This window comes from Klebsiella aerogenes KCTC 2190 (assembly GCF_000215745.1).
In the GTDB taxonomy this organism is placed as follows: Bacteria; Pseudomonadota; Gammaproteobacteria; order Enterobacterales; family Enterobacteriaceae; genus Klebsiella; species Klebsiella aerogenes.
The window spans coordinates 3,672,174-3,696,169 of the sequence record NC_015663.1 but is presented as its reverse complement, the minus strand read 5'-3'; the positions used below and the strand labels follow the sequence as shown (position 1 = coordinate 3,696,169).

At 56.2% G+C, this 23,996-nt stretch carries 21 protein-coding genes and 1 other RNA gene; 10 read left to right on the top strand and 12 right to left on the bottom strand.

What is annotated here, in order from left to right:
* Window positions 1-29: 29 nt before the first annotated feature.
* A complete protein-coding gene (gene menI / locus EAE_RS17400) occupies window positions 30-440 on the bottom strand; it encodes a 1,4-dihydroxy-2-naphthoyl-CoA hydrolase (protein ID WP_015367022.1) in 411 nt (136 codons plus the stop codon).
* Window positions 437-3,493 carry a D-2-hydroxyglutarate dehydrogenase YdiJ gene (ydiJ, locus tag EAE_RS17395; protein ID WP_015367023.1) on the bottom strand — a complete coding sequence of 1,019 codons (3,057 nt, stop codon included), beginning with the start codon at window positions 3,491-3,493 and terminating at the stop codon, window positions 437-439. The genes menI and ydiJ overlap by 4 nt, the downstream gene beginning before the upstream one ends.
* A gap of 218 nt (window positions 3,494-3,711) precedes the next feature.
* Between ydiJ and ydiK the strand changes: the two genes are divergently transcribed.
* Both ydiK and rprA read left to right on the top strand, forming a co-directional pair.
* A complete protein-coding gene (gene ydiK, locus EAE_RS17390) occupies window positions 3,712-4,836 on the top strand; it encodes an AI-2E family transporter YdiK (RefSeq protein WP_015367025.1) in 1,125 nt (374 codons plus the stop codon).
* Window positions 4,837-5,006: 170 nt separating this feature from the next.
* Window positions 5,007-5,114, top strand: an RNA gene (rprA, locus tag EAE_RS17385) — antisense sRNA RprA.
* An 85-nt stretch (window positions 5,115-5,199) separates the two neighbouring features.
* Here rprA and ppsA read toward each other — a convergent pair.
* On the bottom strand, window positions 5,200-7,578 hold the full coding sequence (gene ppsA, locus EAE_RS17380; protein WP_015367026.1) for a phosphoenolpyruvate synthase: 2,379 nt from the start codon (window positions 7,576-7,578) through the stop codon (window positions 5,200-5,202).
* Window positions 7,579-7,654: 76 nt separating this feature from the next.
* On the opposite strand from ppsA, the gene EAE_RS25270 reads away from it, so the two are divergent.
* From EAE_RS25270 to hemP, 4 genes are all read left to right on the top strand, one after another.
* Entirely contained in the window at window positions 7,655-7,765 is a 111-nt protein-coding gene (locus tag EAE_RS25270) for a hypothetical protein (protein WP_015705123.1), read from the top strand.
* Window positions 7,766-7,908: 143 nt separating this feature from the next.
* Window positions 7,909-8,742, top strand: a complete 834-nt coding sequence (gene ppsR, locus EAE_RS17375) for a posphoenolpyruvate synthetase regulatory kinase/phosphorylase PpsR (protein ID WP_015367027.1) — start codon at window positions 7,909-7,911, stop codon at window positions 8,740-8,742.
* Window positions 8,743-8,896: 154 nt separating this feature from the next.
* Window positions 8,897-9,943, top strand: a complete 1,047-nt coding sequence (locus EAE_RS17370) for a 3-deoxy-7-phosphoheptulonate synthase (RefSeq protein WP_015705122.1) — start codon at window positions 8,897-8,899, stop codon at window positions 9,941-9,943.
* Window positions 9,944-10,113: 170 nt separating this feature from the next.
* Window positions 10,114-10,293, top strand: a complete 180-nt coding sequence (hemP, locus tag EAE_RS17365; RefSeq protein WP_026612342.1) for a hemin uptake protein HemP — start codon at window positions 10,114-10,116, stop codon at window positions 10,291-10,293.
* A gap of 28 nt (window positions 10,294-10,321) precedes the next feature.
* Here hemP and selO read toward each other — a convergent pair whose 3' ends face one another.
* The 4 genes from selO to EAE_RS17345 all read right to left on the bottom strand — a co-directional run bounded on the left by selO (window position 10,322) and on the right by EAE_RS17345 (window position 13,723).
* On the bottom strand, window positions 10,322-11,764 hold the full coding sequence (gene selO, locus EAE_RS17360) for a protein adenylyltransferase SelO (protein WP_015705121.1): 1,443 nt from the start codon (window positions 11,762-11,764) through the stop codon (window positions 10,322-10,324).
* A 112-nt stretch (window positions 11,765-11,876) separates the two neighbouring features.
* Entirely contained in the window at window positions 11,877-12,341 is a 465-nt protein-coding gene (locus EAE_RS17355) for an NlpC/P60 family protein (RefSeq protein WP_015367031.1), read from the bottom strand.
* An 81-nt stretch (window positions 12,342-12,422) separates the two neighbouring features.
* Window positions 12,423-13,172 carry a vitamin B12 ABC transporter ATP-binding protein BtuD gene (btuD, locus tag EAE_RS17350; RefSeq protein ID WP_015705120.1) on the bottom strand — a complete coding sequence of 250 codons (750 nt, stop codon included), beginning with the start codon at window positions 13,170-13,172 and terminating at the stop codon, window positions 12,423-12,425.
* Window positions 13,172-13,723 carry a glutathione peroxidase gene (locus EAE_RS17345; protein WP_015705119.1) on the bottom strand — a complete coding sequence of 184 codons (552 nt, stop codon included), beginning with the start codon at window positions 13,721-13,723 and terminating at the stop codon, window positions 13,172-13,174. The genes btuD and EAE_RS17345 overlap by 1 nt, the downstream gene beginning before the upstream one ends.
* Window positions 13,724-13,954: 231 nt before the next feature.
* Between EAE_RS17345 and EAE_RS17340 the strand changes: the two genes are divergently transcribed.
* Window positions 13,955-14,755, top strand: coding sequence for a MetQ/NlpA family ABC transporter substrate-binding protein (locus tag EAE_RS17340; protein WP_015705118.1), 801 nt, complete (start codon window positions 13,955-13,957; stop codon window positions 14,753-14,755).
* A gap of 36 nt (window positions 14,756-14,791) precedes the next feature.
* Here the strand turns inward: EAE_RS17340 and btuC are convergent, their stop codons facing one another.
* Complete coding sequence (gene btuC / locus EAE_RS17335; protein WP_015705117.1) at window positions 14,792-15,778, bottom strand: vitamin B12 ABC transporter permease BtuC; 987 nt, start codon at window positions 15,776-15,778, stop codon at window positions 14,792-14,794.
* 127 nt (window positions 15,779-15,905) lie between these two features.
* A complete protein-coding gene (locus EAE_RS17330) occupies window positions 15,906-17,339 on the bottom strand; it encodes a gluconate:proton symporter (protein WP_015705116.1) in 1,434 nt (477 codons plus the stop codon).
* 277 nt (window positions 17,340-17,616) lie between these two features.
* Between EAE_RS17330 and admX the strand changes: the two genes are divergently transcribed.
* The 3 genes from admX to EAE_RS17315 are packed head-to-tail and all read left to right on the top strand — an operon-like array spanning window position 17,617 to window position 20,185.
* The gene (admX, locus tag EAE_RS17325; protein WP_015705115.1) at window positions 17,617-18,531 is read left to right on the top strand and encodes an HTH-type transcriptional regulator AdmX; all 915 of its coding nucleotides are present in this window, start codon (window positions 17,617-17,619) and stop codon (window positions 18,529-18,531) included.
* 38 nt (window positions 18,532-18,569) lie between these two features.
* Window positions 18,570-19,835, top strand: a complete 1,266-nt coding sequence (locus tag EAE_RS17320; protein WP_323128502.1) for a D-amino acid dehydrogenase — start codon at window positions 18,570-18,572, stop codon at window positions 19,833-19,835.
* The gene (locus tag EAE_RS17315) at window positions 19,832-20,185 is read left to right on the top strand and encodes a RidA family protein (RefSeq protein ID WP_015705113.1); all 354 of its coding nucleotides are present in this window, start codon (window positions 19,832-19,834) and stop codon (window positions 20,183-20,185) included. The genes EAE_RS17320 and EAE_RS17315 overlap by 4 nt, the downstream gene beginning before the upstream one ends.
* 57 nt (window positions 20,186-20,242) lie before the next feature.
* Here the strand turns inward: EAE_RS17315 and ihfA are convergent, their stop codons facing one another.
* From ihfA to pheS, 3 genes are read right to left on the bottom strand one after another with little or no spacing between them, the layout of a single operon-like run.
* Entirely contained in the window at window positions 20,243-20,542 is a 300-nt protein-coding gene (gene ihfA, locus EAE_RS17310) for an integration host factor subunit alpha (protein WP_015367042.1), read from the bottom strand.
* Between the two features lie 4 nt (window positions 20,543-20,546).
* Complete coding sequence (gene pheT / locus EAE_RS17305) at window positions 20,547-22,934, bottom strand: phenylalanine--tRNA ligase subunit beta (RefSeq protein ID WP_015705112.1); 2,388 nt, start codon at window positions 22,932-22,934, stop codon at window positions 20,547-20,549.
* A 15-nt stretch (window positions 22,935-22,949) separates the two neighbouring features.
* Window positions 22,950-23,933 (bottom strand): phenylalanine--tRNA ligase subunit alpha, encoded by a 984-nt coding sequence (gene pheS / locus EAE_RS17300; protein WP_015367044.1) that lies wholly within the window; start codon window positions 23,931-23,933, stop codon window positions 22,950-22,952.
* Window positions 23,934-23,996 lie beyond the last annotated feature (63 nt).

Below are 23,996 nucleotides of genomic sequence, written 5' to 3'. Positions count from 1 at the left end.
TGCATCCCCTTAAATTATTCTGCCGACCGCTACACCACGGCGGTGGTCAGTCGTGATGAGCAGCACAAACGCCCCTGCTCATCGGAGATATCGATTTGCCACACCTGATGGCGCGACCCCACATGTAGCGCGGTACAAACCCCACGCACCCGCCCGCTGCGTACCGAACGAATATGGTTGGCATTCACTTCCAGGCCGACCACTTTCTGTTCCCCTTCGGTACACAGATAGCCCGCGACCGAACCCAGCGTTTCAGCAAGAACCACCGATGCGCCGCCGTGGAGCAGGCCAAATGGCTGATGTGTGCGGTGATCCACCGGCATCGTCGCTTCAATGGCGTTATCGCTGATGGCCACAAAGTGAATATCCAGCAGGCCAACCATGTTCCCCTCGCCCATCGCGTTAAGCTGCGCTAGCGAAGCCTGACGTTTCCAAATCATCCGATAATCTCCAGCAGAGCCTGCAGCGGGTGACGCACTCCGCTGCCTTCGATACGCTTCACCTGACTGCGGCAGGAATAACCGGTAGCCAGACAGCGGCTGCGCGGTAAACGCGCCATCGCCTGCTGCCAGGAAAGCGCGTAAATCGCCAGCGAGTTGGCATGGTTTTTCACTTCATGACCATAGGTACCGGCCATACCGCAGCAACCCGTACTGATGTACTCCATTTTCGCCCCAAAACGGGCAAATATTTCCGCCCACTGTTTGGGCGCGGCCGGTAGCGCCGTCACTTCCGTACAGTGGCCAAACAGATACCAGGGTTCGCCGCTATTGTCCTGGCCGGCCGATGGCGCTATCGCCTGGGTCAGCCACTCATGCGCCAGCATCACGCGAAAATCGCCGCGTTTCTCGCCCAGCGTCTGGTTATATTCATCGCGATAGCAGAGCACCAGCGCGGGGTCGACGCCAACCATCGGTATATCCAGCCGCGCTACGCGGTTGAGAAAATCAGCGGTTTTCTGCGCGGTACGCGCAAAGCGCGTCAGGAACCCCTTGATATGCTGCGCTTTACCGTTCGGCGAGAACGGCAACAGCACCGGCTGATAGCCAATTTTTTCAATCAGGCGGACAAAGTCAGCCACCACCTGCGCTTCGTAATAGCTGGTAAACGGATCCTGTACCACCAGCACCTTCTTCGCACGCTGTTCGACGCTCATCGCCTCCAGATCCTCAAGCGTGGTATTGGCGGAACGATGGCCTGCCAGCTGCTGCTTGAGCGACGGCACGGAGAGCAACGGTAGATCGACCATACCGATATGTTTTTCCGACAGCTTGCGCATCCACGGCTGATTGATAAAGAAGTTGAATGTTTTTGGCGCCTGGGCCATCAGCGGCGCGTAGGACTCGACCGTCGCAACCAGATGGTCGCGTACCGGACGCAGGTAGCGGCTGTGATAAAGCTGCAGGAAGCGGGAACGGAATTCCGGCACGTCAATCTTAATCGGACACTGGGTTGAACAGGCCTTACAGGCCAGACAGCCGGACATGGCCTCTTTCACTTCATGTGAGAAATCATATTCGCCTTTACGCGCATGCCAGCTGTTGCGGGTACGCTCGATCAGGGCGCGCAGGCTTACACCTTTCTCCGGGAGTTCTTGCTCCAGTTTGTTCGGGTCTATCCCGCGGTCGGCCAGCAGGCGTAACCATTCGCGCACCAGCGTCGCGCGGCCTTTCGGCGAATGGATGCGCTGATTGCTGACCTTCATTGACGGACACATCGGGCTTTTTACATCGAAGTTAAAGCACAGACCGTTGCCGTTACACTCCATCGCGCCGCGCCAGGCGCTACGCACGGCGATGGGAATTTGGCGATCGTAGGTGCCGCGTTTCACCGCATCGACTTTCATCATCGGCGCGTCAACGCCTTCGGGCGGGCAAATTTTCCCCGGATTCAATCGGTTATCCGGATCAAAAGCGGCTTTCACTTTACGCAGTTCGCTATATAACTCCTCGCCAAAGAAGGCCGGACTGTACTCGGCGCGGAAACCTTTACCGTGTTCGCCCCACAGCAGACCGCCATATTTGGCCGTCAACGCCACCACCTCGTCGGAGATCTGCTTCATCAGCACCTCCTGCTGCGGATCGCACATGTCCAACGCCGGACGAACGTGCAGCACGCCGGCGTCGACGTGTCCAAACATGCCGTAGCTCAGACCATGTCCGTCGAGTAAAGCACGAAACTCGGTGATGTAATCCGCCAGATGCTCCGGTGGCACGCAGGTATCTTCTGCAAAAGGAATCGGTTTAGCGGCGCCTTTAGCATTGCCCAGTAGACCTACCGCCTTTTTACGCATGGCATAGATGCGCTCGACACCATCGAGTTCATGACAGACCTGCCAGCCAATCACCCCGGCGGCGCCCTGCGCCATCAGCTCATCAAGACGCTGACACAGGGTGGTTACCTGGCCATCTATTAATTCAGCATCATCACCGGCAAACTCAACGATATTGAGCCCCAGCATCTCTTTTTCCGGCACATCGGCGATCAGTTCGCTCACCGAGTGCCAGACGATATCTTCGCGCGCCAGATTAAGGACCTTCGAATCGACGGTCTCCACCGACAGCGCCTTTGCTTCAACCATGAAGGGGGCGTTACGCAGCGCCGAATCAAAAGAGTCATATTTGACGTTGACCAACCGGCGTACCTTCGGCAGACGCGTAATATCGAGCCGCGCTTCGGTAATAAATGCCAACGTGCCTTCGGAGCCGGTCAGAATGCGCGTCAGGTCGAACTCGCTCATCTCATCATTGAACACGTGACGCAAATCGTAGCCGGTCAGGAAGCGGTTCAGTTTTGGGAATTTATCGATGATCAGCTGACGCTGCGCTTTGCAGCGCTGATAGACGGTACGGTAGATGCGGCCAATCGCTGACTGCTCGCGCCCCAGCGTTTCCGCCAGCGCGGCGGGAATGGGTAAGGTATCAAGGATATCGCCACCCATGAGCACCGAGCGCACCCCAAGCACATGATCGGAGGTTTTACCGTAGACCAATGACCCCTGTCCGGAGGCATCGGTATTGATCATACCGCCGAGCGTCGCGCGGTTACTGGTCGACAGTTCAGGGGCAAAGAAATAGCCGTAGGGCTTAAGAAACTGGTTAAGCTGGTCTTTGATTACCCCGGCTTCGACCCGCACCCATCCCTCTTCGGGGTTGATTTCGATAATACGGTTCATATAGCGCGACATATCGACGATAATCCCCGCGTTCAGCGCTTGACCATTGGTGCCGGTACCACCGCCGCGTGGGGTAAAAATCAGCGATTTAAAGCGTGGCTCCGCCGCCAGTCGCGCCAGTAAAGCGACGTCTGCGGTGGAACGGGGAAACAGAATGGCGTCCGGCAACAGCTGATAGACGCTGTTATCGGTCGCCATGGTGAGCCGGTCGGCATAGCTGGTGGCGGTATCGCCGGTGAAACCTTGTTGCTCCAGTACCTGCAAAAAATTCAGCACCAGTTGAACGACGCCCGGCGCTTGAGAAATCTGTGGGATCATGACCCGTGACCCTGCCTGAATATGTTGTGTTTAGAAGATGTAATAATGCGCAAATTAAACGTTTGCGTGGCACACTCAACTTTTTATCACATTTTTTTCATATCCGCCCACGAGATTTACGGGCAAAATCAGGCGCGCGAAATTATTGATATTATTATCTGTACATGGAATTACGCTGCGTCAGCATTGAGACGCGACTGGAAAGGTAAATTTTCTCTATGATTAACCAACATCAGCCCCGGGACATACCGCAAATTCTGCTGTCGGTGCTGTTTTTGTCCCTGATAATTATTTCCTGCCTGTGGGTTGTGCAACCATTTATTCTCTCTTTTGCCTGGGCCGGTACCGTGGTCATCGCCACCTGGCCGGTGCTGCTGCGTCTGCAAAAGCTGCTGTTTGGCAAGCGCTCGCTGGCGGTGCTGGTGATGACGCTGCTGCTGTTTTTACTGTTCGTTATTCCTATCGCCTTATTGGTGAATAGCCTGGTCGATAATAGCGCCCCGCTGATCAAAATCGTCAGCACCGGCCAGGTAACGCTGCCGGATTTCGCCTGGCTGAACTCGATTCCGCTGATCGGCGATAAACTCTATTCCGCCTGGCATAGCCTGCTGGAGATGGGCGGCGCGGCGATTATGGCTAAGGTTCGCCCTTATATTGGCGCCACCACCACCTGGTTTGTCGGCCAGGCGGCGCACATTGGTAAACTTCTGGTTTACTGCGGACTGATGCTGTTGTTCAGCGCCCTGCTTTACTGGCGCGGCGAGCGCGTCGCCTATGGTTTCCGCTACTTCGCGACCCGTCTGGCCTCAAAGCGTGGCGATGCTGCGGTGGTCCTCGCCGGACAGGCGGTACGCGCCGTAGCGCTGGGCGTGGTTGTCACCGCGCTGGCGCAGGCGGTGCTCGGCGGTATCGGGCTGGCGATAAGCGGCGTGCCTTACGCCGCGCTGTTGACCGTGGTGATGATTTTCACCTGTCTGGTACAGCTGGGGCCGCTTATCGTGCTGGTCCCTTCAATTATCTGGCTATACTGGACCGGCGATACGACCTGGGGCACGGTGCTGCTGGTGTGGAGCTGCGTGGTGGGTACGATGGATAACGTGATTCGCCCGGTATTGATTCGCATGGGCGCCGACCTGCCGATGATTCTGATCCTCTCCGGCGTTATCGGCGGCCTGATCGCCTTCGGGATGATTGGCCTGTTTATCGGTCCGGTGCTGCTGGCCGTCTCCTGGCGTCTTTACGACGCCTGGGTACAGGAAGTGCCGCCACCGCCGCTAGACCCGGATCTGGTTCTGGCGGAGCTCGCCGAGCTTAATGCCAGCCATAACAAAAGCGAAAAGTAACCGAAAGGCGGGGAAACCCGCCTTAAACTTAAGCTAAATTTATCAATCCCCCGCCACTTCCGGCATATTCATGTTCCAGCTCGATATTTACCTCTCATATTCTTCACACTGATTTAACTATTGAGAAGAATCCGATCGACGCCAACAGCCCTGATGCCTACTATTAGCCCACGGTTATAGATCAAGATATTGATTTATAAGCATGGAAATCCCCTGAGTGAAACAACGAATTGCTGTGTGTAGTCTTTGCCCATCTCCCACGATGGGCTTTTTTTTACGTCAAAACCAACCATCGCGAAACGTTGCTGAAGGCAAAAAAAATCCCCGGCATCTCTGCCAGGGATTGGGCTATCCGCGTTGAACTTATTTATTCAGTTCAGCCAGACCTAACCAGGTTTGCACCACGGTATCCGGGTTCAGGGACAGGCTATCGATCCCCTCTTCCATCAGCCAGGCGGCAAAGTCTTCGTGGTCGGACGGCCCCTGGCCGCAGATGCCCACGTATTTGCCCTGTTTTTTCGCCGCGCGGATGGCCATCGACAGCAGCGCTTTCACCGCGTCGTTGCGTTCATCAAACAGCTCAGACACGACGCCGGAGTCGCGATCGAGGCCCAGCGCCAGCTGCGTCATGTCGTTCGAGCCAATCGAGAAGCCATCGAAGTACTCGAGGAACTGCTCCGCCAGCAGCGCGTTCGACGGGATTTCGCACATCATAATGATCTTCAACCCGTTCTCGCCGCGCTTCAGTCCCTGACGTTCCAGCTCTTCGACCACCGCTTTCGCCTGCGCCACGGTACGTACGAATGGCACCATCACTTCCACGTTGGTCAGGCCCATGTCGTTACGCACGCGTTTCATGGCTTCACACTCCAGAGCGAAGCAATCGCGGAAGCTTTCTGAAACGTAGCGTCCGGCGCCGCGGAATCCGAGCATCGGGTTCTCTTCTTCCGGCTCGTAACGCTCGCCGCCCACCAGGTTGGCGTACTCGTTAGATTTGAAGTCGGACAAACGCACGATCACCCGTTTCGGGTAGAAGGCGGCGCCAAGGGTAGCGATCCCTTCGGTCAGGCGGCCAACGTAGAACTCTCTCGGTGAGTCGTAGCCTTTCATCAGCTCGCGGATTTCGTTCTGCAGGCCCGGCTCCTGGTCGTCAAACTCCAACAGCGCACGCGGGTGAACGCCAATCATGCGGTTGATGATGAATTCCAGACGCGCCAGGCCCACGCCTTCATTCGGCAGGCAGGCGAAGTCAAAGGCGCGATCCGGGTTGCCGACGTTCATCATCACCTTCAGCGGCAGGTTTGGCATCTCGCCAACGCTTGAGCTCTTCACGCTGAAGTCCAGTAGCTCCGCGTAGACATAGCCGGTGTCGCCTTCAGCGCAGGAAACGGTGACATTCTGGTTTTCCTGGATGCGATCGGTCGCATCGCCGCAGCCGACCACCGCCGGGATGCCCAGCTCACGGGCGATAATCGCCGCGTGGCAGGTACGGCCGCCGCGGTTGGTGACGATCGCCGAGGCTTTCTTCATGATCGGTTCCCAATCCGGGTCGGTCATGTCGGTGACCAGCACGTCGCCAGGCTCGATGCGGTTCATCTCACTGATATCGTGAATAACCTTGACCGGGCCGGCGCCGATACGGTGGCCGATAGCTCGCCCTTCGGCAATGATCTGCCCCTGGGCATGCAGCGTATAACGCTCCATCACCTGACCGCGCGAACGGACGGTTTCCGGGCGCGCCTGGACGATAAACAGCTTACCGGTATGGCCATCTTTCGCCCACTCGATATCCATTGGGCGACCGTAGTGCTTCTCGATCTGCACCGCCTGCTTCGCCAGCTCTTCCACTTCCTCGTTGGTTAACGAGAAAACATCGCGCTGCGCCTGCGGCACATCTTCAATGCGCACCTGCTTGCCGTGTTCCTGAGTCGGCGCATAAACCATGCGGATTTTTTTCGACCCCATGGTACGGCGCACGATAGCCGGGCGATTAGCCGCCAGGGTCGGTTTATGGACGTAAAATTCGTCCGGGTTCACCGCGCCCTGCACCACCATCTCGCCGAGCCCCCACGCCGAGGTGATAAACACCACCTGGTCGAAACCGGACTCGGTATCGATGGAGAACATCACGCCGGAGGAGGCCAGGTCGGAGCGCACCATCCTCTGCACCCCGGCGGATAGCGCCACGCCGCGGTGATCGTAACCCTGATGCACGCGATAGGAGATCGCGCGATCGTTAAACAGTGAAGCGAATACGTGCTTCACGGCAACGAGCACGGCGTCAAAGCCCTGCACGTTGAGGAATGTCTCTTGCTGACCGGCGAAGGAAGCATCCGGCATATCTTCCGCCGTCGCGGAAGAGCGCACGGCGAACGAGGCCTCGGCGTCATCGGCGGACAGCAGGTCATAAGCTTCGCGAATCGCGTTTTCCAGTTCGCTCTGGAAGGGGGTGTCGATGATCCACTGACGGATCTGCGCGCCCGCTTTCGCTAATGCGGAAACGTCGTCAATGTCGGTTTCATCCAGCAGTGCATAAATGCGCTGGTTAACACCGCTTTGGTCCAGGAACTGATCGAAAGCATCAGCGGTGGTGGCGAACCCGTTTGGTACGGAGACACCCATACCGGACAGGTTAGTAATCATTTCACCAAGGGAGGCATTTTTGCCCCCAACTCTGTCTACATCATTCATGCCGAGTTGGTTATACCAAAGCACCAGCGGTGACGAGCCATTGTTGGACATCGAGACAATCCTTTTGTGATTTAATACAAATTATAGAAAACACACGATCGACTACGGTATTCATCCTGACATATTTATGCCGCTGAAAAAAACGGTGAATCGTTCAAGCAAATTAATTTTCTGTTTTTCGGATTGTTTTCCAGAATTGTCTAACTCTATGATTAAAATGAACTCTATTGATATTTAATACAAATAATGGGCAAAATCAGAAACTGGACCTGCCATTTCATTAAAAACAAAAATAGCGTTTCATTTTTTTAAGTGAGACAAAGGTTAAAACTCTGTGCTTAAATTTACTCTGCTTTTAGATAATTATACCGGATGGTCAAAATGGACAGTGCTGTAGATCGCCACGTATTTTATATTTCTGACGGTACCGCTATTACGGCGGAAGTTTTAGGCCATGCGGTAATGTCGCAATTCCCGGTGGCTATCAGTAGCGTAACCCTGCCGTTCGTCGAAAACGTCAGCCGCGCCCGGGCGGTTAAAGAGCAAATCGATGCCATTTTTCAACAAACCGGCATCCGGCCGCTGGTCTTCTATTCCATCGTTATCCCCGAAATTCGCGACATTATTTTGCAAAGCGAGGGGTTTTGTCAGGATATCGTGCAGGCGCTGGTAGCCCCGCTGCAGCAAGAATTACATCTGGATCCCACGCCGGTGGCTCACCGCACCCATGGCCTGAATCCCGGTAACCTGATTAAATACGATGCGCGTATCGCCGCCATCGATTACACGCTTGCCCACGATGATGGCATCTCGCTGCGCAATCTCGATCAGGCGCAGGTGATCCTGCTTGGCGTTTCGCGCTGCGGCAAAACGCCGACCAGCCTGTATCTGGCCATGCAATACGGTATTCGCGCCGCTAACTACCCTTTTATCGCCGACGATATGGACAATCTGGTTCTCCCGGCCTCGTTAAAGCCGCTGCAGCACAAGATGTTCGGCCTGACGATTAACCCGGAGCGACTGGCGGCAATCCGCGAAGAGCGCCGGGAAAATAGCCGCTACGCCTCGTTGCGCCAGTGCCGCATGGAAGTGACCGAAGTCGAAGCGTTGTACCGCAAAAACAAGATCCCCTGCCTCAACAGCACCAACTATTCGGTAGAGGAAATTGCCACCAAAATCATGGATATCATGGGGCTGAATCGCAGGATGTACTAATACACTAGTACATTATTGAAAATTTGTTTATGCTATCGCTCGTGGCCTATACAGGATCATGCCCTGCTCTTGCAATAAGCAGGGATTGGTTTATCGTGATGCGCATCACTTCCCGGCATTTTCGCCGCGGAAGAAACAGATTTTTGAGACCCCAATGAATAAAACAGACGAATTGCGTACCGCGCGCATTGAAAGCCTGGTAACGCCCGCGGAACTGGCGCAGCGCCATCCCGTGTCGGCCGAGGTTGCCGCCCACGTCTCCGCCTCCCGCCGGCGGATTGAAAAAATCCTCAACGGCGAAGACCGCCGCCTGCTGGTAATTATCGGCCCCTGCTCCATTCACGACCCTGAAGCGGCGCTGGAATATGCGCGCCGCCTGCAGGGCATGCGCGAACGTTACCAGCCGCAGCTGGAAATTGTCATGCGCACCTATTTCGAAAAACCGCGCACCGTCGTGGGCTGGAAAGGTCTTATTTCCGACCCCGATCTCAACGGCAGCTACCGGGTCAATCACGGTATCGAACTGGCGCGTCGTCTGCTGCTGCAGATCAACGAGCTGGGTATCCCAACCGCCACCGAATTCCTGGATATGGTGACCGGGCAGTTTATCGCCGATCTGATTAGCTGGGGCGCCATCGGCGCGCGCACCACCGAAAGCCAAATCCACCGCGAGATGGCCTCGGCGCTCTCCTGCCCGGTTGGTTTTAAAAACGGAACCGACGGCAACACCCGTATCGCGGTCGACGCGATACGCGCCTCGCGCGCCAGCCATATGTTCCTGTCACCGGATAAACAGGGCCAGATGACCATCTACCAGACCAGCGGTAACCCGTACGGCCATATCATTATGCGCGGCGGTAAACGGCCAAATTATCATGCTGCGGATATCGCCGCCGCCGGCGAAGCGCTACGCGAATTCGATCTCCCTGAGCAACTGGTCGTCGACTTCAGCCATGGCAATTGTCAGAAGCAGCATCGCCGTCAACTGGAAGTGTGCGCCAATATCTGCCAGCAGATCCGCGAGGGCTCCACCGCCATTGCCGGGATCATGGCGGAGAGCTTCCTCGCCGAAGGGACGCAAAAAGTGATCCCCGGTCAGCCGCTGATCTGGGGCCAGTCGATTACCGACCCGTGCCTGAGCTGGGAAGATAGCGAAAAAATGCTCGCTGAACTGGCTGCAGCCACCGCTACACGGTTGTAATCCCTCCCCCCGCCGCGCTCGCGGCGGGATTTCACCGCTCGCCGTTCATCCTCTGCGCAATAACTACCTGAAATGGTAAGCCACAACAAAAAAGGCTTGCCGTGAAAATTAACATTACTGATAATGATTATCATTGTTGCTTTTATTTTTATTTTGGTGCTATGACGCGTATGGATAACACTGCCACAGCTGAGAAAACGAAAGACAATGCTCCCTATCCCCTTGCCAGCGATCGCCAAATCAGCAGCCGGACGCTGTTGGGTGCGGAAGGTCGCGTGGTGATCGAACATGACGGTCAGCGCTATCTGCTGCGCCAGACCCACGCCGGTAAGCTAATTTTGACCAAATAAAACCCCGCGCGATGGCGAGGCTTTACGGTTAGCTGGAGCAGCTCACTTCCAGATGTTTACCCCAATCAGGCGGGCGGTTGGCGTAATCATCAGTACGATCGGCGAACGGCTGCGCGAGGGCTTCATGCAGACGTTCCAGCTCGCCCATGTCGCCATCTTCGGCTTTTTCTATCGCCCGCTGCGCCAGCCAGTTGCGTAGCACCACCGCCGGGTTGACGCCCTGCATCCGCTGCTGGCGTTCGCTATCGTCGATCTGTTCATCGCGCAGCCGCGCCCGGTAGTCGGCAAACCAGCTATCAAAGGCCGCGCGGTCGATAAACTCATCACGCAGCGGCGATGCCGCGCTGTGCTGCTCGCTTTGGCTCAGCATCCGGAAGGTACGAGTGTAGTCACTCCCTTCACGCTCCATCAGGCTGAACAGTCCATCAAGCAGAGTGTTATCACCGGTTTGCTGAGTATAGAAGCCGAGTTTGTCGCGCATGCGGCGGCCGTAGGTGGTCAACAAGGCAGGCTGATAGTCATCCAGCGCCGCGTTCAGCGCGTCGGCGCTGATAAACGGCGAGAGCGACTGGGCCAGACGCTGCAGGTTCCACAACCCTACCGCCGGTTGGTTATCAAAGCTATAACGCCCCTGATAATCAGAATGGTTGCAGATAAACCCGGGCTGGAAATCATCGAGGAAGCCATACGGACCATAATCCATGGTAAGGCCAAGAATCGACATATTGTCGGTATTCATCACCCCGTGGGCAAAGCCAACAGTCTGCCAGCTGGCGATCATTTCCGCGGTACGCGTGACAACGTCACGGAACCAAAGAATATACTTATCCGCCTCCTGCTGCAGCTGCGGCCAGTGGTGTTCAATCACATAATCTGCCAGCTGCTGCACTTTTTCCGCTTCGCGACGATAGTAAAAATGTTCGAAATGGCCGAAGCGGACGTGGCTTTCGGCGATGCGCATCAGCATGGTGCCGCGTTCTTCGCGTTCGCGGTAAACCGGCGTGTCGCTGGTCACCATCGCCAGCGCGCGGGTGGTTGGGATCCCCAGCGCATGCATTGCTTCGCTGGCAAGGCTTTCGCGGATAGTCGAGCGCAGTACCGCCCGGCCATCGCCCATTCTCGAATAGGGCGTCAGACCGGCGCCTTTAAGATGCCAGTCAAAACGTTGACCATCCGGCAACTGCTGCTCGCCAAGCAAAATGCCGCGCCCGTCGCCAAGCTGACCGGCCCAGGCGCCAAATTGATGGCCGCTGTAGACCTGCGCCAGCGGCGACATCCCTGGCAGCACCGCTTCGCCTCCCCAGACGCCCGCCCCATGTTGCGGATTAAATATCGTCTCCGGGACGCCCAGCGTTTGCGCCAGCGCGGTGTTGCGCCAGATGAGACGCGCGTTATCCAGCGGCGTGGGCGCCAGTGAAGTGTAAAAACCCGGCAGCCGATCGCGCCAGTGAGTAGTAAAAGACAGGGTCATGGTTCCTCCTGCTGCCAGTGTAGTGCCTTCAACAGGGGATTAACACGGGCGAACTGCAGGGTTATGGCAATTAAAAAAGGGAGCATCGCTCCCTTTTCTCGCCAGATGCGGGTTAAATACGCCTCGCCTGCCAGAATTTCTTATTCCAGTAGACGTTGTCCAGCGACGAGCGGGTAACGCCCTGGCTGGTGGAGGCGTGAATAAATTGATTGTCGGTATCATAGATACCGACGTGCAGGCCGCTTTCGCCGGAGCCGGTTTTGAAGAACACCAGGTCGCCGGGCAACAGATCGCTTTTATCAATACGGGTGCCGATTTCCGCCTGCTCGCGAGTTTCCCGCGGCAGCTGCATGGCGAATTTGTCACGGAACGTGCGTACCACAAAGCCCGAGCAGTCGACACCGCGTGGCGTCATGCCGCCATAGCGGTACGGCGCGCCGCGCCAGTTGCGCAATTGCTCATTGAGATTGGCTACCACGGTAATGGAATCAGCCAGCCGTGGATTCGGCGGCGGCGCGCGGTGGCTGCTACAGCCTGCCAGCACCATCGCCGCAATAAGAATGAACCACACACGCATCTCAGACGATTCCTCTGTTCCCTGTCCTGTTATTGCAATAATTTAGCCTGTTTAGCGGCTTACAGGCAAGATCCTTACCCGCTACTGTGACGCCACGAGCATAAGATGACCCGCGACTTCCACCCGCTGGAAAGAGATATGATAAGCGGCGGTCAAATTCTCTTCACTTAACACCTCATACGTTTCCCCGCAGGCAATCATCTGCCCCTTACAAATGAGCCACGCCCTCTGCGCATGACGCAATGTATGGTTGAGATCGTGGCTGCTCATCACGATAGCGATCCCCAGCGCGCACAGCGACGCCAGCACGTTATCCAGCGCCGCCTGCTGCGCCACATCAAGGCTGTTCATTGGTTCATCCAATAACAACAGCTGCCCGGCTGGATTCGCGCGCCGGTGAATCTGCAGGATCACCGCCGCCAGACGCACCCGCTGCCACTCGCCGCCGGAGATCTGGTTGACCTGGCGCCCCAGCTTATCGCTTAAGCCCAGTTGCCCGGCAATCTCGTTGAGCAACTCCTGCGGGGCGCTATCCTGCATATGTAACGACAGATAGTGCCACACCGGCATCGCAAAGGGCGGGAGCTGCTGCTGGCTCAGATAGGCGCGATGGCGGGCAAGCTCCGCTGCGGGCCACTGAGCCAGCGCCCGCTGGTTAAGCGTAATCAAACCGGGACCGCTGGTCAGCCCGGCCATGCGCGCCAGCAGGGTACTTTTGCCGGCGCCATTCGGCCCCACCAGATGGACTATCTCTCCGGGCCGCACGTCAGCGGTAAACGGCGACAACCGCCCCGCTTCCGCTACATCCTGTAGCTGCATCAAAAACGGCATTATTGCGCTAATGCTCCTTTTACCGCAGCCAGCAGTTGCGGATCGTCCGGCGTCATATCCGGCGAGAAACGCTGAATCACCTGACCATCGCGGCCCACGAGGAATTTTTCAAAGTTCCACAGGATGTCGTCAACGTACAGCGGCGCGCGGCCTTTACTGGCCATCCGCTCATAGAAACCGCTCCCTTCCGGCGCGACGGCCTTCGGCGCGGCGGCAATCAATTTTTGATACAGCGGCGCGCGATGTTCGCCGTTGACGTCAATTTTACTGAACAGCGGGAAGGTGATGCCGTAGGTCACGCTGCAGAACGTTTTAATCTCTTCTTCGCTGCCCGGCTCCTGGCCGAGAAACTGATTACAAGGGAAGCCAAGGACGCTGAATCCCTGCGGGGCAAACTCTTCTTGCAGCGCTTCCAGTTGCTCATACTGCGGCGTGAGGCCGCAGTATGAGGCCACGTTGACGATCAGCAGCACCTTTCCGGCATACGCCGCCAGGGTGGTTTTTTCGCCATCGATGGTCGTCACTTCGGTATTAAGAATGTCGTGTTGCATAGCCTTCCCTCAGTCAATAATGCAGGTTAAGGAGATCCCTATCTACTGTAGCGGATTCAACGCGCTTGATTCTACTTTGATTCGCGGGCAAATGTCGCTTGATGTGACAGCGCTACGCTTGCCGACGGCAACATGAATTCCTCTCAATATCAGCAACGGACAAATCAGTGTACAGTGTGAAAAGTATGTAATAGTGTTTCGTTACTTGTTAATTTAAGAGAGTTTTTAGAGATGAAGAAGTTGTTAAGCTCGGTGTTAATCGCCACATCGGTGGCGCTGTTATCCGCCTGCTCTTCGGACGATAACAATAAGGTTAAAGTCGCGATCAATACCGGCCCGGATGAAGCTATCTGGAAAGTCGTAGAGCAGGTAGCAAAAGATAAATATAACCTCGACGTTGAGGTTATCTCTTTCAATGATTACGTCCTGCCGAATGAAGCATTAAATAATAAGGATGTCGACGCCAACGCCTTCCAGACGCTGCCCTATCTCGAGGCGCAGTCGAAAGAGCGCGGCTATAAATTCGCCATCGTCGGTAAAACGTTCGTCTTCCCGATTGCCGCCTATTCGCGCAAAATCAAAAATATCAGCGAACTGCCTGACGGCGCGACCGTCTCTATCTCTAACGAAACCACCACGCTTGGCCGCAGCCTGCTGCTGTTACAGGCGCAAGGATTAATCAAGTTGAAAGACGGCGTAGGCTATCTGCCCACTACGCTGGATATCATTGATAACCCGAAACATCTGAAGATTGTCGAAGTCGATACTCCGCAGCTGACCCGTACGCTCGACGACCCGAACGTTACGCTTGCCATCATCAACACTAATTTCTCGGCGCAGGTCGGTTTATCCGCCGCCCGCGATGGCCTGTTTATGGAAGGCCCGGATTCACCTTATGTCAATGCGATTGTGGCGCGCGAAGATAATAAAGACAGCAAGAAAATTCAGGAGCTGAAAGAGGCCTTCCAGACCAGGGAAGTCGCCGATAAAGCGCAGGAAGTCTATAAAGGCGATGCCATCAAAGGCTGGTAAGCGTCCCCCGACGCCGTCCATGCTGACGGCGTCTCCCTACCCCCGTATCCCTGAACGCAGCAGCAACCAGATGAACACCGGCGCCCCCAGCGTCGCCGTCACCACGCCGATCGGTAATTCCGCCGCCGATAACGCCAGCCGGGCGATGATATCGGCGCCGAGCAGCGCGCTGGCGCCAGCTAACAGGCAGGCGGGAAGCAGCACCCGATGATCGCTCAGGCCGCACAGGCGCAAAATATGCGGGATCACCAGACCAATAAAGCCAATCGCCCCCGCCAGCGCCACGCTGACGCCGACCAGCCAGCCGGTGGCCACCACCAGTAGTTTTCGCCATAACCACAGCGGCAGGCCGAGCTGACGCGCCGAGACTTCGCCCAACGCCAGTAGGTTCAGCGGCTGCGACTGCCAGCATACCCACAGCAGCACCGGTATTAGCGCCAGCATCAGCCACAGCTGCTGCCAGTCGACGCCGCCAAAACCCCCCATCATCCAGTACATCAGCTGGCGCAGGTCAAAAGAGGTTGAGAAATAGACCGCCCAGGTCATCAACGCGCTACAAATAATGCCGAGCGCCACGCCCGCCAGCAGCAGACGGCTGGTGGACAGGTGGCGCCGGGCGAAACGGAGCAGAATAAAGGTAATCAGCAGCGCGCCGGCAATGGCGCACAGCCCCAGCGCCCACATGGGTAACACGCCGTGGCCTAACAGCACGGCGGCAATCAGCCCAACGCCCGCACCGTTAGAAACGCCCAGCAGACCCGGCTCCGCCAACGGGTTTTCAAACAGCGCCTGCATGATCGACCCGGAAAGCGCCAGCGCCGCCCCCACTAATAGCACCGCCAGCGTGCGCGGCAGGCGGATTTGCCAGATAAACAGCTCGCCTTTGGCGCTAAACCACTCCTGCGGCGGGATCCACTGGTCACCGGCGCACAGGCTAATAGTCAATGTGACGAGCAGAATCAGCGTTAAGGCGGTTAGCCAACGACGGTTATGGCGCTGTTGAATATCGACGAAGGTCTGCATAAGTCCCGGAGGCAAGTGAGCGAGGTGATTGATTTTACGGTGGCGATGGCGGGGAGAAAAGGAAAAACGCAGAGCAATCTTCACGCAGACGTCAGTGCTCGCCAGGACGCCTGCGTGAAAACGGAAGTTACACCAGTATCTGGAACAGTAGCGCGAAGAGAATGATATTCGCCACCACAATCGCCCAGCCGTTATACAGCATGTATTTCAGATGGGTAGACTGCGCCAGCCCCATCTGACCGAACATATCCGAAGAGGGGAATGGGCCAAACCAGTCGACCTGCGAAGAGGCCAGCAGCACCGCAGTGGTTCCCTGCGGCGGTACGCCGGCGGCCATCAGCATCGGGCCGAAAATTTTGTGGGTGAAGGTCATCTGCGCCACCGCCGCCCCCGGTACGTGACCAATAATATTGAAAGCGAAGATGCAAAAGCACAGCCAGGCAGGCGAAATGCCTTCCAGCAGCGGCTGGGTATAGTCGAGCAGCCCCTGATAGGCATGAAGGCCATCCATCAGCTCCAGGATCGGGTTATACAGCCAGTAGAGAATAAACATCCACACCAGACGGCCACAACCGTGGTACAGCGCCTGCAGGATCTGCGTCGGGCGCAGGCCGCCCACCAGCCCGGTAATCAGGGCCACCAGCAGCATCACGATAATCGCAAAGCTGAATCCGGCTTTGATCACCACGCCAATGACCGCCATCACGATAATCGTTGCCGCGAAGGCCAACGCGCTGAGCTTACGCCGACGCAGCTGCGCAGCGCTCAGTGCTTCTGTTGGCTTCTCCGTGAGATCGACTTCATAGCGTAGTTTTCCTTCGGTCATCTTCTGGATCCGCCCCGCCATCACCCAGCCAGCCAGCAGCGTCACCGCGCTCATCGGCAGCCCCACGTACAGCAGATAATCCGGATAGCTTAATCCGCCGAGGCTCAGGATAGTCACGGTGCTGGGGGTAAACGGCCCGGTAAACAATCCCACGGATCCGGCGGTCATCATCAGCGCGGCCACCGTCGGCGGAGTCAGGCGTACCGCTGCCGCCACCGGGATGATCACCGCGACAATAATCGCGTTACCACCAGCCATCGTCCCCAGCGAGCCGCAGATTAAAATCGAGGACACCACAATGCCAAACTTCACTCGGGTCTGGCTGGAAAGGCCGATGCGGTGAACCACAAATTTCACTAACTCAACCGCGGCGCCGGTACGGGTGGCGACTTCGCCCACCCCGGCGCCGAGCATAATAATCAGCCCGACGGTGGCGATAAATGAACCGGTGGATTTCGCCAGCATGGTGCCCATTTCCGGCAACCCGGTGGAGGTCATAATCATGGCGATAATAATTGAAGAAATCACCGCCAGCACAATATCGACACCGACCAGAGACAGAACCGCTAACGCCACTAATGGCGTAAAGCCCAACAGGCCGAGTTCATTACTCGGGCGGCCATGGCACCACCACGCGGTCAACACAAACAGCACCAATAACAGGCCAATAATAACGTTTTTTCTTGTGATATTTCGTCTGGCGAGCGTATTGCCAGCGAGCGTTGAGTCACTCATATAACTCCTTAAAGCCATTAGAACCGACCGCGATTGCAGGTTGGCGTATTCGGGCCTGCTCAGAAAATATCCCCCCTCGTTATCATTATTGGCTTCATGGCCTGAGGGTTTGTAGGATACAAAGGGAATGGTTCTGAGAACGTAAAAGACCGCCTGAAGACGGTACCAGCAGCACAATATGTAACCGGAGCGCTGATTGGCGATTAAATTTATGTTAATTTAGTGTTAGTAGAAAATGACTTTTTATCGGCAAGCTATAACCCTGAGTTAACTGTTCATGAAACTGCGCCATCTGGAAATCTTCTACGCCGTGATGACTTGCGGCTCTCTTTCACGTGCGGCGGAATCGCTGAATATCTCCCAGCCGGCCGCCAGTAAAGCGTTAAAAAACGCCGAGCTTAAGCTCGGTTTTAAGCTGTTTCAGCGGGTACGGGGTAAGCTGCTGCCAAGTAGCGAAGCGCTCACACTTTTTGAAAAAGCGCAGAGCATTTATCAGGATCTCGATAACCTGCGCCTGCTGGCGGATAATCTGGCCCGCGATCCGCGCGCCAAAATCACCTTAGGCTGTTTACCAAGCCTTGGATTAAGCCTGGTGCCGGAGCTGGTGACCGATTTTTATCAGCAAAACAGTAATCTGGTGATGACCTTAACCACCGAGCATACTGAGACGCTGGTCAAAAAATTGGATCTGCGCGAAATAGATTTAGCGCTGACGCTGCAGCCGGTTCAGCAGGGGGAAATAATCACTACCCTGATTGCCGAAGTACCGCTGGTCTATATCGACCGCGACTACCGACAAGGCGCGGTGGACATCAAAGAGATCGATCAGCAGCGCTGGATATCGCCGGGGCCGCATTCGCTCTCTGCCGCCATCGCCACCCGCCGTGATTTTTCCACTACCCGGCTTAATGTACAGACCTACTACATGGCCACCGAGTTCGTGAAGCGCGGTATCGGCTGCAGCATCACCGATATCTTCTCGGCGCGGCATAATCTGTCGCCGGAGATGATTCACCCGATTACGCCGCCGATGAAAATCAACCTATGCCTGCTGCGTCGCGCCGATGTTTCGCTCAGCCCAATCACACAGAAATTTGTCGATTTTCTGTGTAAACAGCTGCGTCAACAGCTCAAAGAAATTAACCTGCAGTTATACCCTGACCATAAAAAGTCAATTGCGCCGCTGGGGTAAATGCTTTGACATAACCGCAAGATATTTATCAGCGGTGGATATATCAGGTTATGAAAAAACGCATTGTGATTATCGGCGGCGGCGTGGTAGGGCTGGCCACCGCCTGGGTATTAATTAAGAGCGGACACCAGGTGCAGCTACTGGAGCGCAACGCCGAGCCGGGCAGCGCCACAAGTTTCGCCAACGGCGGGCAATTAAGCTACCGCTACGTGGCGCCGCTTGCCGACCGTGGCGTCCCCCTGCAGGGGATTAAATGGATGGGCAAAGCCGATTCGCCGCTGAATATGCGCCTGCAAATGTCTTTCCAGCAGTGGCGCTGGCTGTTGCAGTTCCTGCGCGCCTGCAATAGCCAAAGCAACAAAATTAACGGCGATCATATTTTACGCTTATCCCTGCTCAGCCGTCAGGTTATGCAGTCGTGGCTTGATGAAGATAATCTTGCTGATTTTCACTGGCGGCGTAGCGGTAAACTCATTATCCATCGCCGGGAGTACGACTTTCATAAAGCGGCGAAAGGGATTAATCCCCAGTATCAGCATGCCCTGAGCGCCGAAGCCTGCCTGCAGCTGGAACCGGCGCTGAAACACATCAGCCATTCGCTACAAGGCGGGATTTATTCACCGGGAGATGAAACGGCAGACTGCCATAAATTCTGCCTCGCCCTGCTCGACAAACTCAATGCCAGCAGCAACTTCAGCCTGCTCACCCACTGCGAGGTGCTGCGACTCAATAAGCGCGACGGACGCATCAGTTCGCTTGAGACCAGCCGCGGTACAATAACCGGCGATGATTATGTCGTCGCCGCCGGCAACGGTAGCGGCCCACTGCTGGGTCATCTGGGCGTGCGCGTGCCGCTGTGCGCGCTGAAGGGATACAGCCTGACCCTTCCCTACCCTAAAGAGGCCGGGATCGCGCCGGATATCAGCGTGACTGACTACGGACACAAAATCGTTTACGCCCGCCTGGGCGATCGGTTACGCATCGCGGCGATGGTGGATATCGGCTACGACGGTGAAGAAATACGGGATAGCCGCGTTCAGGCGCTGAAAAATATCGTCGCGAACAGCTTCCCCGATCTGCAGGGGCTGGATGAGGCTGAAGCCTGGACCGGTATGCGCCCGTCGACGCCAGCGGGCCCACCGATGCTGGGGCGCGCCGGATACCAGAATCTGTGGATGAATCTCGGCCAGGGTAGCCTTGGTTTTACGCTCGCGGCCGGCAGCGCCGTGATACTGGGAGCACTCCTCGATGGCGAAGCGCCGGCAATTTCTTTAGATGGTCTGACATGGAAACAATCCGCATGACAATTATTCGTAATAATCCGCAACCCCGACTTTCCGCCAGCGTCGAGTACGGCAACCTGGTGTTTCTCTCCGGCCAAACGCCGAAAAGCAGCGCTGATGATATTGCGCTGCAAACCCGCGAAGTACTGGAGAAGCTCGACGCCCTGCTGGTCGCCGCCGGTAGCGACAAGCAGCACATCCTTTCCGCACAGATCTGGCTTAAAGATATCTCACGCGATTTTGCCGCGTTTAATGAGGTCTGGGTGGCGTGGATGCCGGAAGGCCATAGCCCGGCGCGGGCAGCCGTTCAGGCCGAGATGGCGCGGCCCGACATCCTGGTGGAAATCATGGTCACCGCCGTAAAAGCGTAAGATAAAACAGGTAAGAAAAAAGGCCGCATAGCGGCCTTTTTAATTAGTCAGTCCAGATTATTTCTCTCTGGGTGAAGCGTTTTCGACACGGCTTTTTAACTTCTGTCCGGGTCTGAAGGTCACCACACGCCGGGCTGTAATGGGAATATCCTCCCCCGTTTTCGGGTTACGTCCCGGGCGTTGGTTCTTATCACGCAAATCGAAGTTGCCAAACCCGGAGAGTTTTACCTGTTCTCCGTTTTCCAGAGCACGACGGATCTCTTCGAAAAACAACTCTACCAGTTCTTTGGCATCCCGCTTGCTAAGCCCAAGCTTATCAAACAGATATTCTGACATTTCAGCTTTTGTAAGCGCCATAGGTTCAATCCCTCAATGATGCCTGGAATCGCTCTCTTAATGCCTCTACACATTTGGCAACGGTAGCGGCAATCTCCTCTTCTTCGAGTGTACGGCTGGTATCCTGAAGGATCAGGCTAATCGCAAGGCTCTTAAAGCCTTCCGCCACACCCTTACCACGGTACACGTCAAATAAGTTTACGCCAACTACCTGATTTACGCCAACTTTCTTACATTCGGCCAAAACATCAGCTGCAGGGACGTTTTCCGCGACCAGTACCGCGATATCGCGACGGTTTGCCGGGAAGCGAGAAATTTCGCGCGCCTGAGGCACCACGCGGTCTGCAAGCTTGTTCCACTCGATTTCGAACACCAGAGTGCGGCCGTTGAGATCCAGTTTACGTTCCAGTTCCGGATGAACAACCCCAATGAAACCAATGCGTTCACCTTTCAGATAAATCGCCGCGGATTGTCCCGGATGCAGTGCGGTAGCCGCTTCTGCGCGGAATTCGATATCGGCTAATTTACCGGTCAGATCAAGAACAGATTCCAGATCGCCTTTTAAATCATAGAAATCGACGGTTTCTTTTGCCAGGTTCCAGTGTTCTTCGTAGCGGTTACCGCTAATCACCCCGGCCAGCATCACATCCTGACGAATGCCCAGCGGCGCCTGAGTATCCGGCACGAAGCGCAGACCGCTCTCAAAGATGCGCACGCGGCTCTGTTGACGGTTCTGGTTGTAGACGACGGTGCCCAACAGGCCGGTCCACAGCGACAGGCGCATCGCCGACATTTCGCTGGAGATCGGGCTTGGCAGAATCAGCGCCTCTTCACCGGCGTGGATTAGCTGCTGTACTTTCGGGTCAACGAAGCTGTAGGTAATCACTTCCTGATAACCTTTGTCGTTCAGCAGCGTTTTCACGCGCTTCAGCGACAGATCCGCTTCACGGTGGGTTCCCATAATCAGACCCGCCTGTACCGGCTCGTCAGGAATGTTGTTGTAGCCGTAGACGCGGGCCACTTCTTCAACCAGGTCTTCTTCGATCTCCATATCGAAACGCCAGCTTGGCGCAACGGCCTGCCACTGGTCCTGACCAACGGTCACTTCGCAACCCAGGCGCTGCAGAATGTCGCTAACCTGCGCGTCATCGATATGATGGCCGATCAGGCGATCCAGCTTGCTGCGGCGCAGGGTGATGGTGGCGCGTTTTGGCAGCGTCTCTTCGTTTGTTACATCGATAATCGGGCCGGCTTCACCGCCGCACAGGTCGATCAGCAGACGGGTCGCACGCTCCAGCGCTTTATACTGCAGTGCTGGATCGACGCCGCGCTCGTAGCGATGGGATGCATCGGTGTGCAGGCCATGACGGCGCGCGCGACCGGTGATAGACAGCGGGCTGAAGAACGCGCATTCCAACAGTACGTTCTGGGTTTCATCGTTAACGCCGGAATGTTCGCCGCCGAAGATACCACCCATCGCCAGCGCTTTCTTATGGTCAGCAATAACCAGCGTATCGCTATCGAGCTTAGCTTCAGAGCCGTCCAGCAGCACCAGCGTTTCGCCCTCTTTCGCCATCCGCACCACGATACCGCCTTCAATGCGGTCGCGGTCAAAGGCATGCATCGGCTGGCCCAGTTCAAGCAGCACGTAGTTGGTCACGTCAACCACCGCATCAATAGAACGGATACCGCAGCGGCGCAGTTTTTCTTTCATCCACAGCGGGGTCGGCGCTTTGACGTTGATGCCTTTCACCACGCGGCCCAGATAACGCGGGCACGCCTGCGGCGCCTCAACCTGAATCGGCAGCACGTCGTCAATGGTCGCGGCAACCGGAGTGATTTCCGGCGCGTTCAGCGGCGCTTTGTTCAGCACAGCGACATCGCGCGCCACGCCGATGATACCCAGGCAGTCGGCGCGGTTTGGCGTAACGCTGATTTCGATGGTGTTGTCGTCAAGCTTGAGGTATTCGCGAATGTCGGTACCAATCGGCGCATCGGCCGGCAGTTCGATGATACCGCTATGATCGTCGGAAATACCCAGCTCGGAGAAAGAGCACAGCATCCCTTCTGACGGTTCGCCACGCAGTTTCGCCGCTTTAATTTTAAAATCGCCCGGCAGTACGGCGCCAATGGTCGCGACGGCCACCTTCAGGCCCTGACGGCAGTTTGGCGCGCCGCAGACGATGTCCAGCAGACGCTCGCCGCCGACATTGACTTTAGTAACGCGCAGTTTGTCAGCATTCGGATGCTGGCCGCACTCGACCACTTCACCGACGACCACGCCGTTGAAGCTACCGGCCACCGGCTCAACGCCGTCAACTTCCAGGCCCGCCATGGTAATCTGATCGGACAGCGCTTCGCTGTCGATCGCCGGGTTAACCCATTCGCGTAACCACAGTTCACTGAATTTCATTGTTCTGTCCTGCCCTTATTTAAACTGTTTGAGGAAACGCAGATCGTTTTCGAAGAATGCGCGCAAATCGGTCACGCCATAACGCAGCATGGTCAGACGCTCCATGCCCATGCCGAAGGCGAAGCCGGAGTAAACTTCCGGATCGATGCCGACGTTACGCAGTACGTTCGGGTGCACCATGCCGCAGCCCAGCACTTCTAGCCATTTTCCGTTTTTACCCATCACGTCAACTTCTGCAGACGGTTCGGTGAACGGGAAGTAGGACGGACGGAAGCGTACCTGCAGATCTTCTTCGAAGAAGTTATTCAGGAAATCGTGCAGGGTACCTTTCAGATTGGTGAAGCTGATGTTCTTATCAACAATCAGACCTTCCATCTGATGGAACATCGGGGTGTGGGTCTGATCGTAATCGTTACGATAGACCCGGCCCGGCGCGATAATACGAATTGGCGGCTGCTGGTTTTCCATGGTGCGGATCTGCACGCCAGAAGTCTGAGTACGCAGCAGACGGGTCGCATCGAACCAGAAGGTATCATGGTCGGCGCGAGCCGGATGGTGACCCGGAATGTTCAGCGCATCGAAGTTATGATAGTCATCTTCGATTTCCGGGCCAGTCGCCACGGTAAAGCCGAGTTCGCCGAAGAAGTTTTCAATACGATCGATGGTGCGGGTAACCGGATGTAAACCGCCGTTTTCGATGCGGCGACCCGGCAGCGAGACGTCGATGGTCTCTGCCGCCAGACGGGCATTGAGCGCGGCGCCTTCCAGCTCAGCCTTACGCGCGTTCAGCGCCTGCTGCACCTGCTCTTTCGCTTCGTTAATGACCGCACCCGCTGCCGGGCGCTCTTCCGGCGGCAACTCACGCAGGGTGGTCATTTGCAGGGTCAGATGCCCTTTTTTACCCAGATATTCAACGCGGACGTTGTCCAGCGCGGCAACATCTGATGCCTCGTTAATGGCTGCCTTGGCACTGGCAACCAGCTCTGCGAGATGTGACATGGTTTTCCTCATTATGTCGGTGCAGACACCGGTTTTAGTGAAATAAATATCCCGAATCTATAT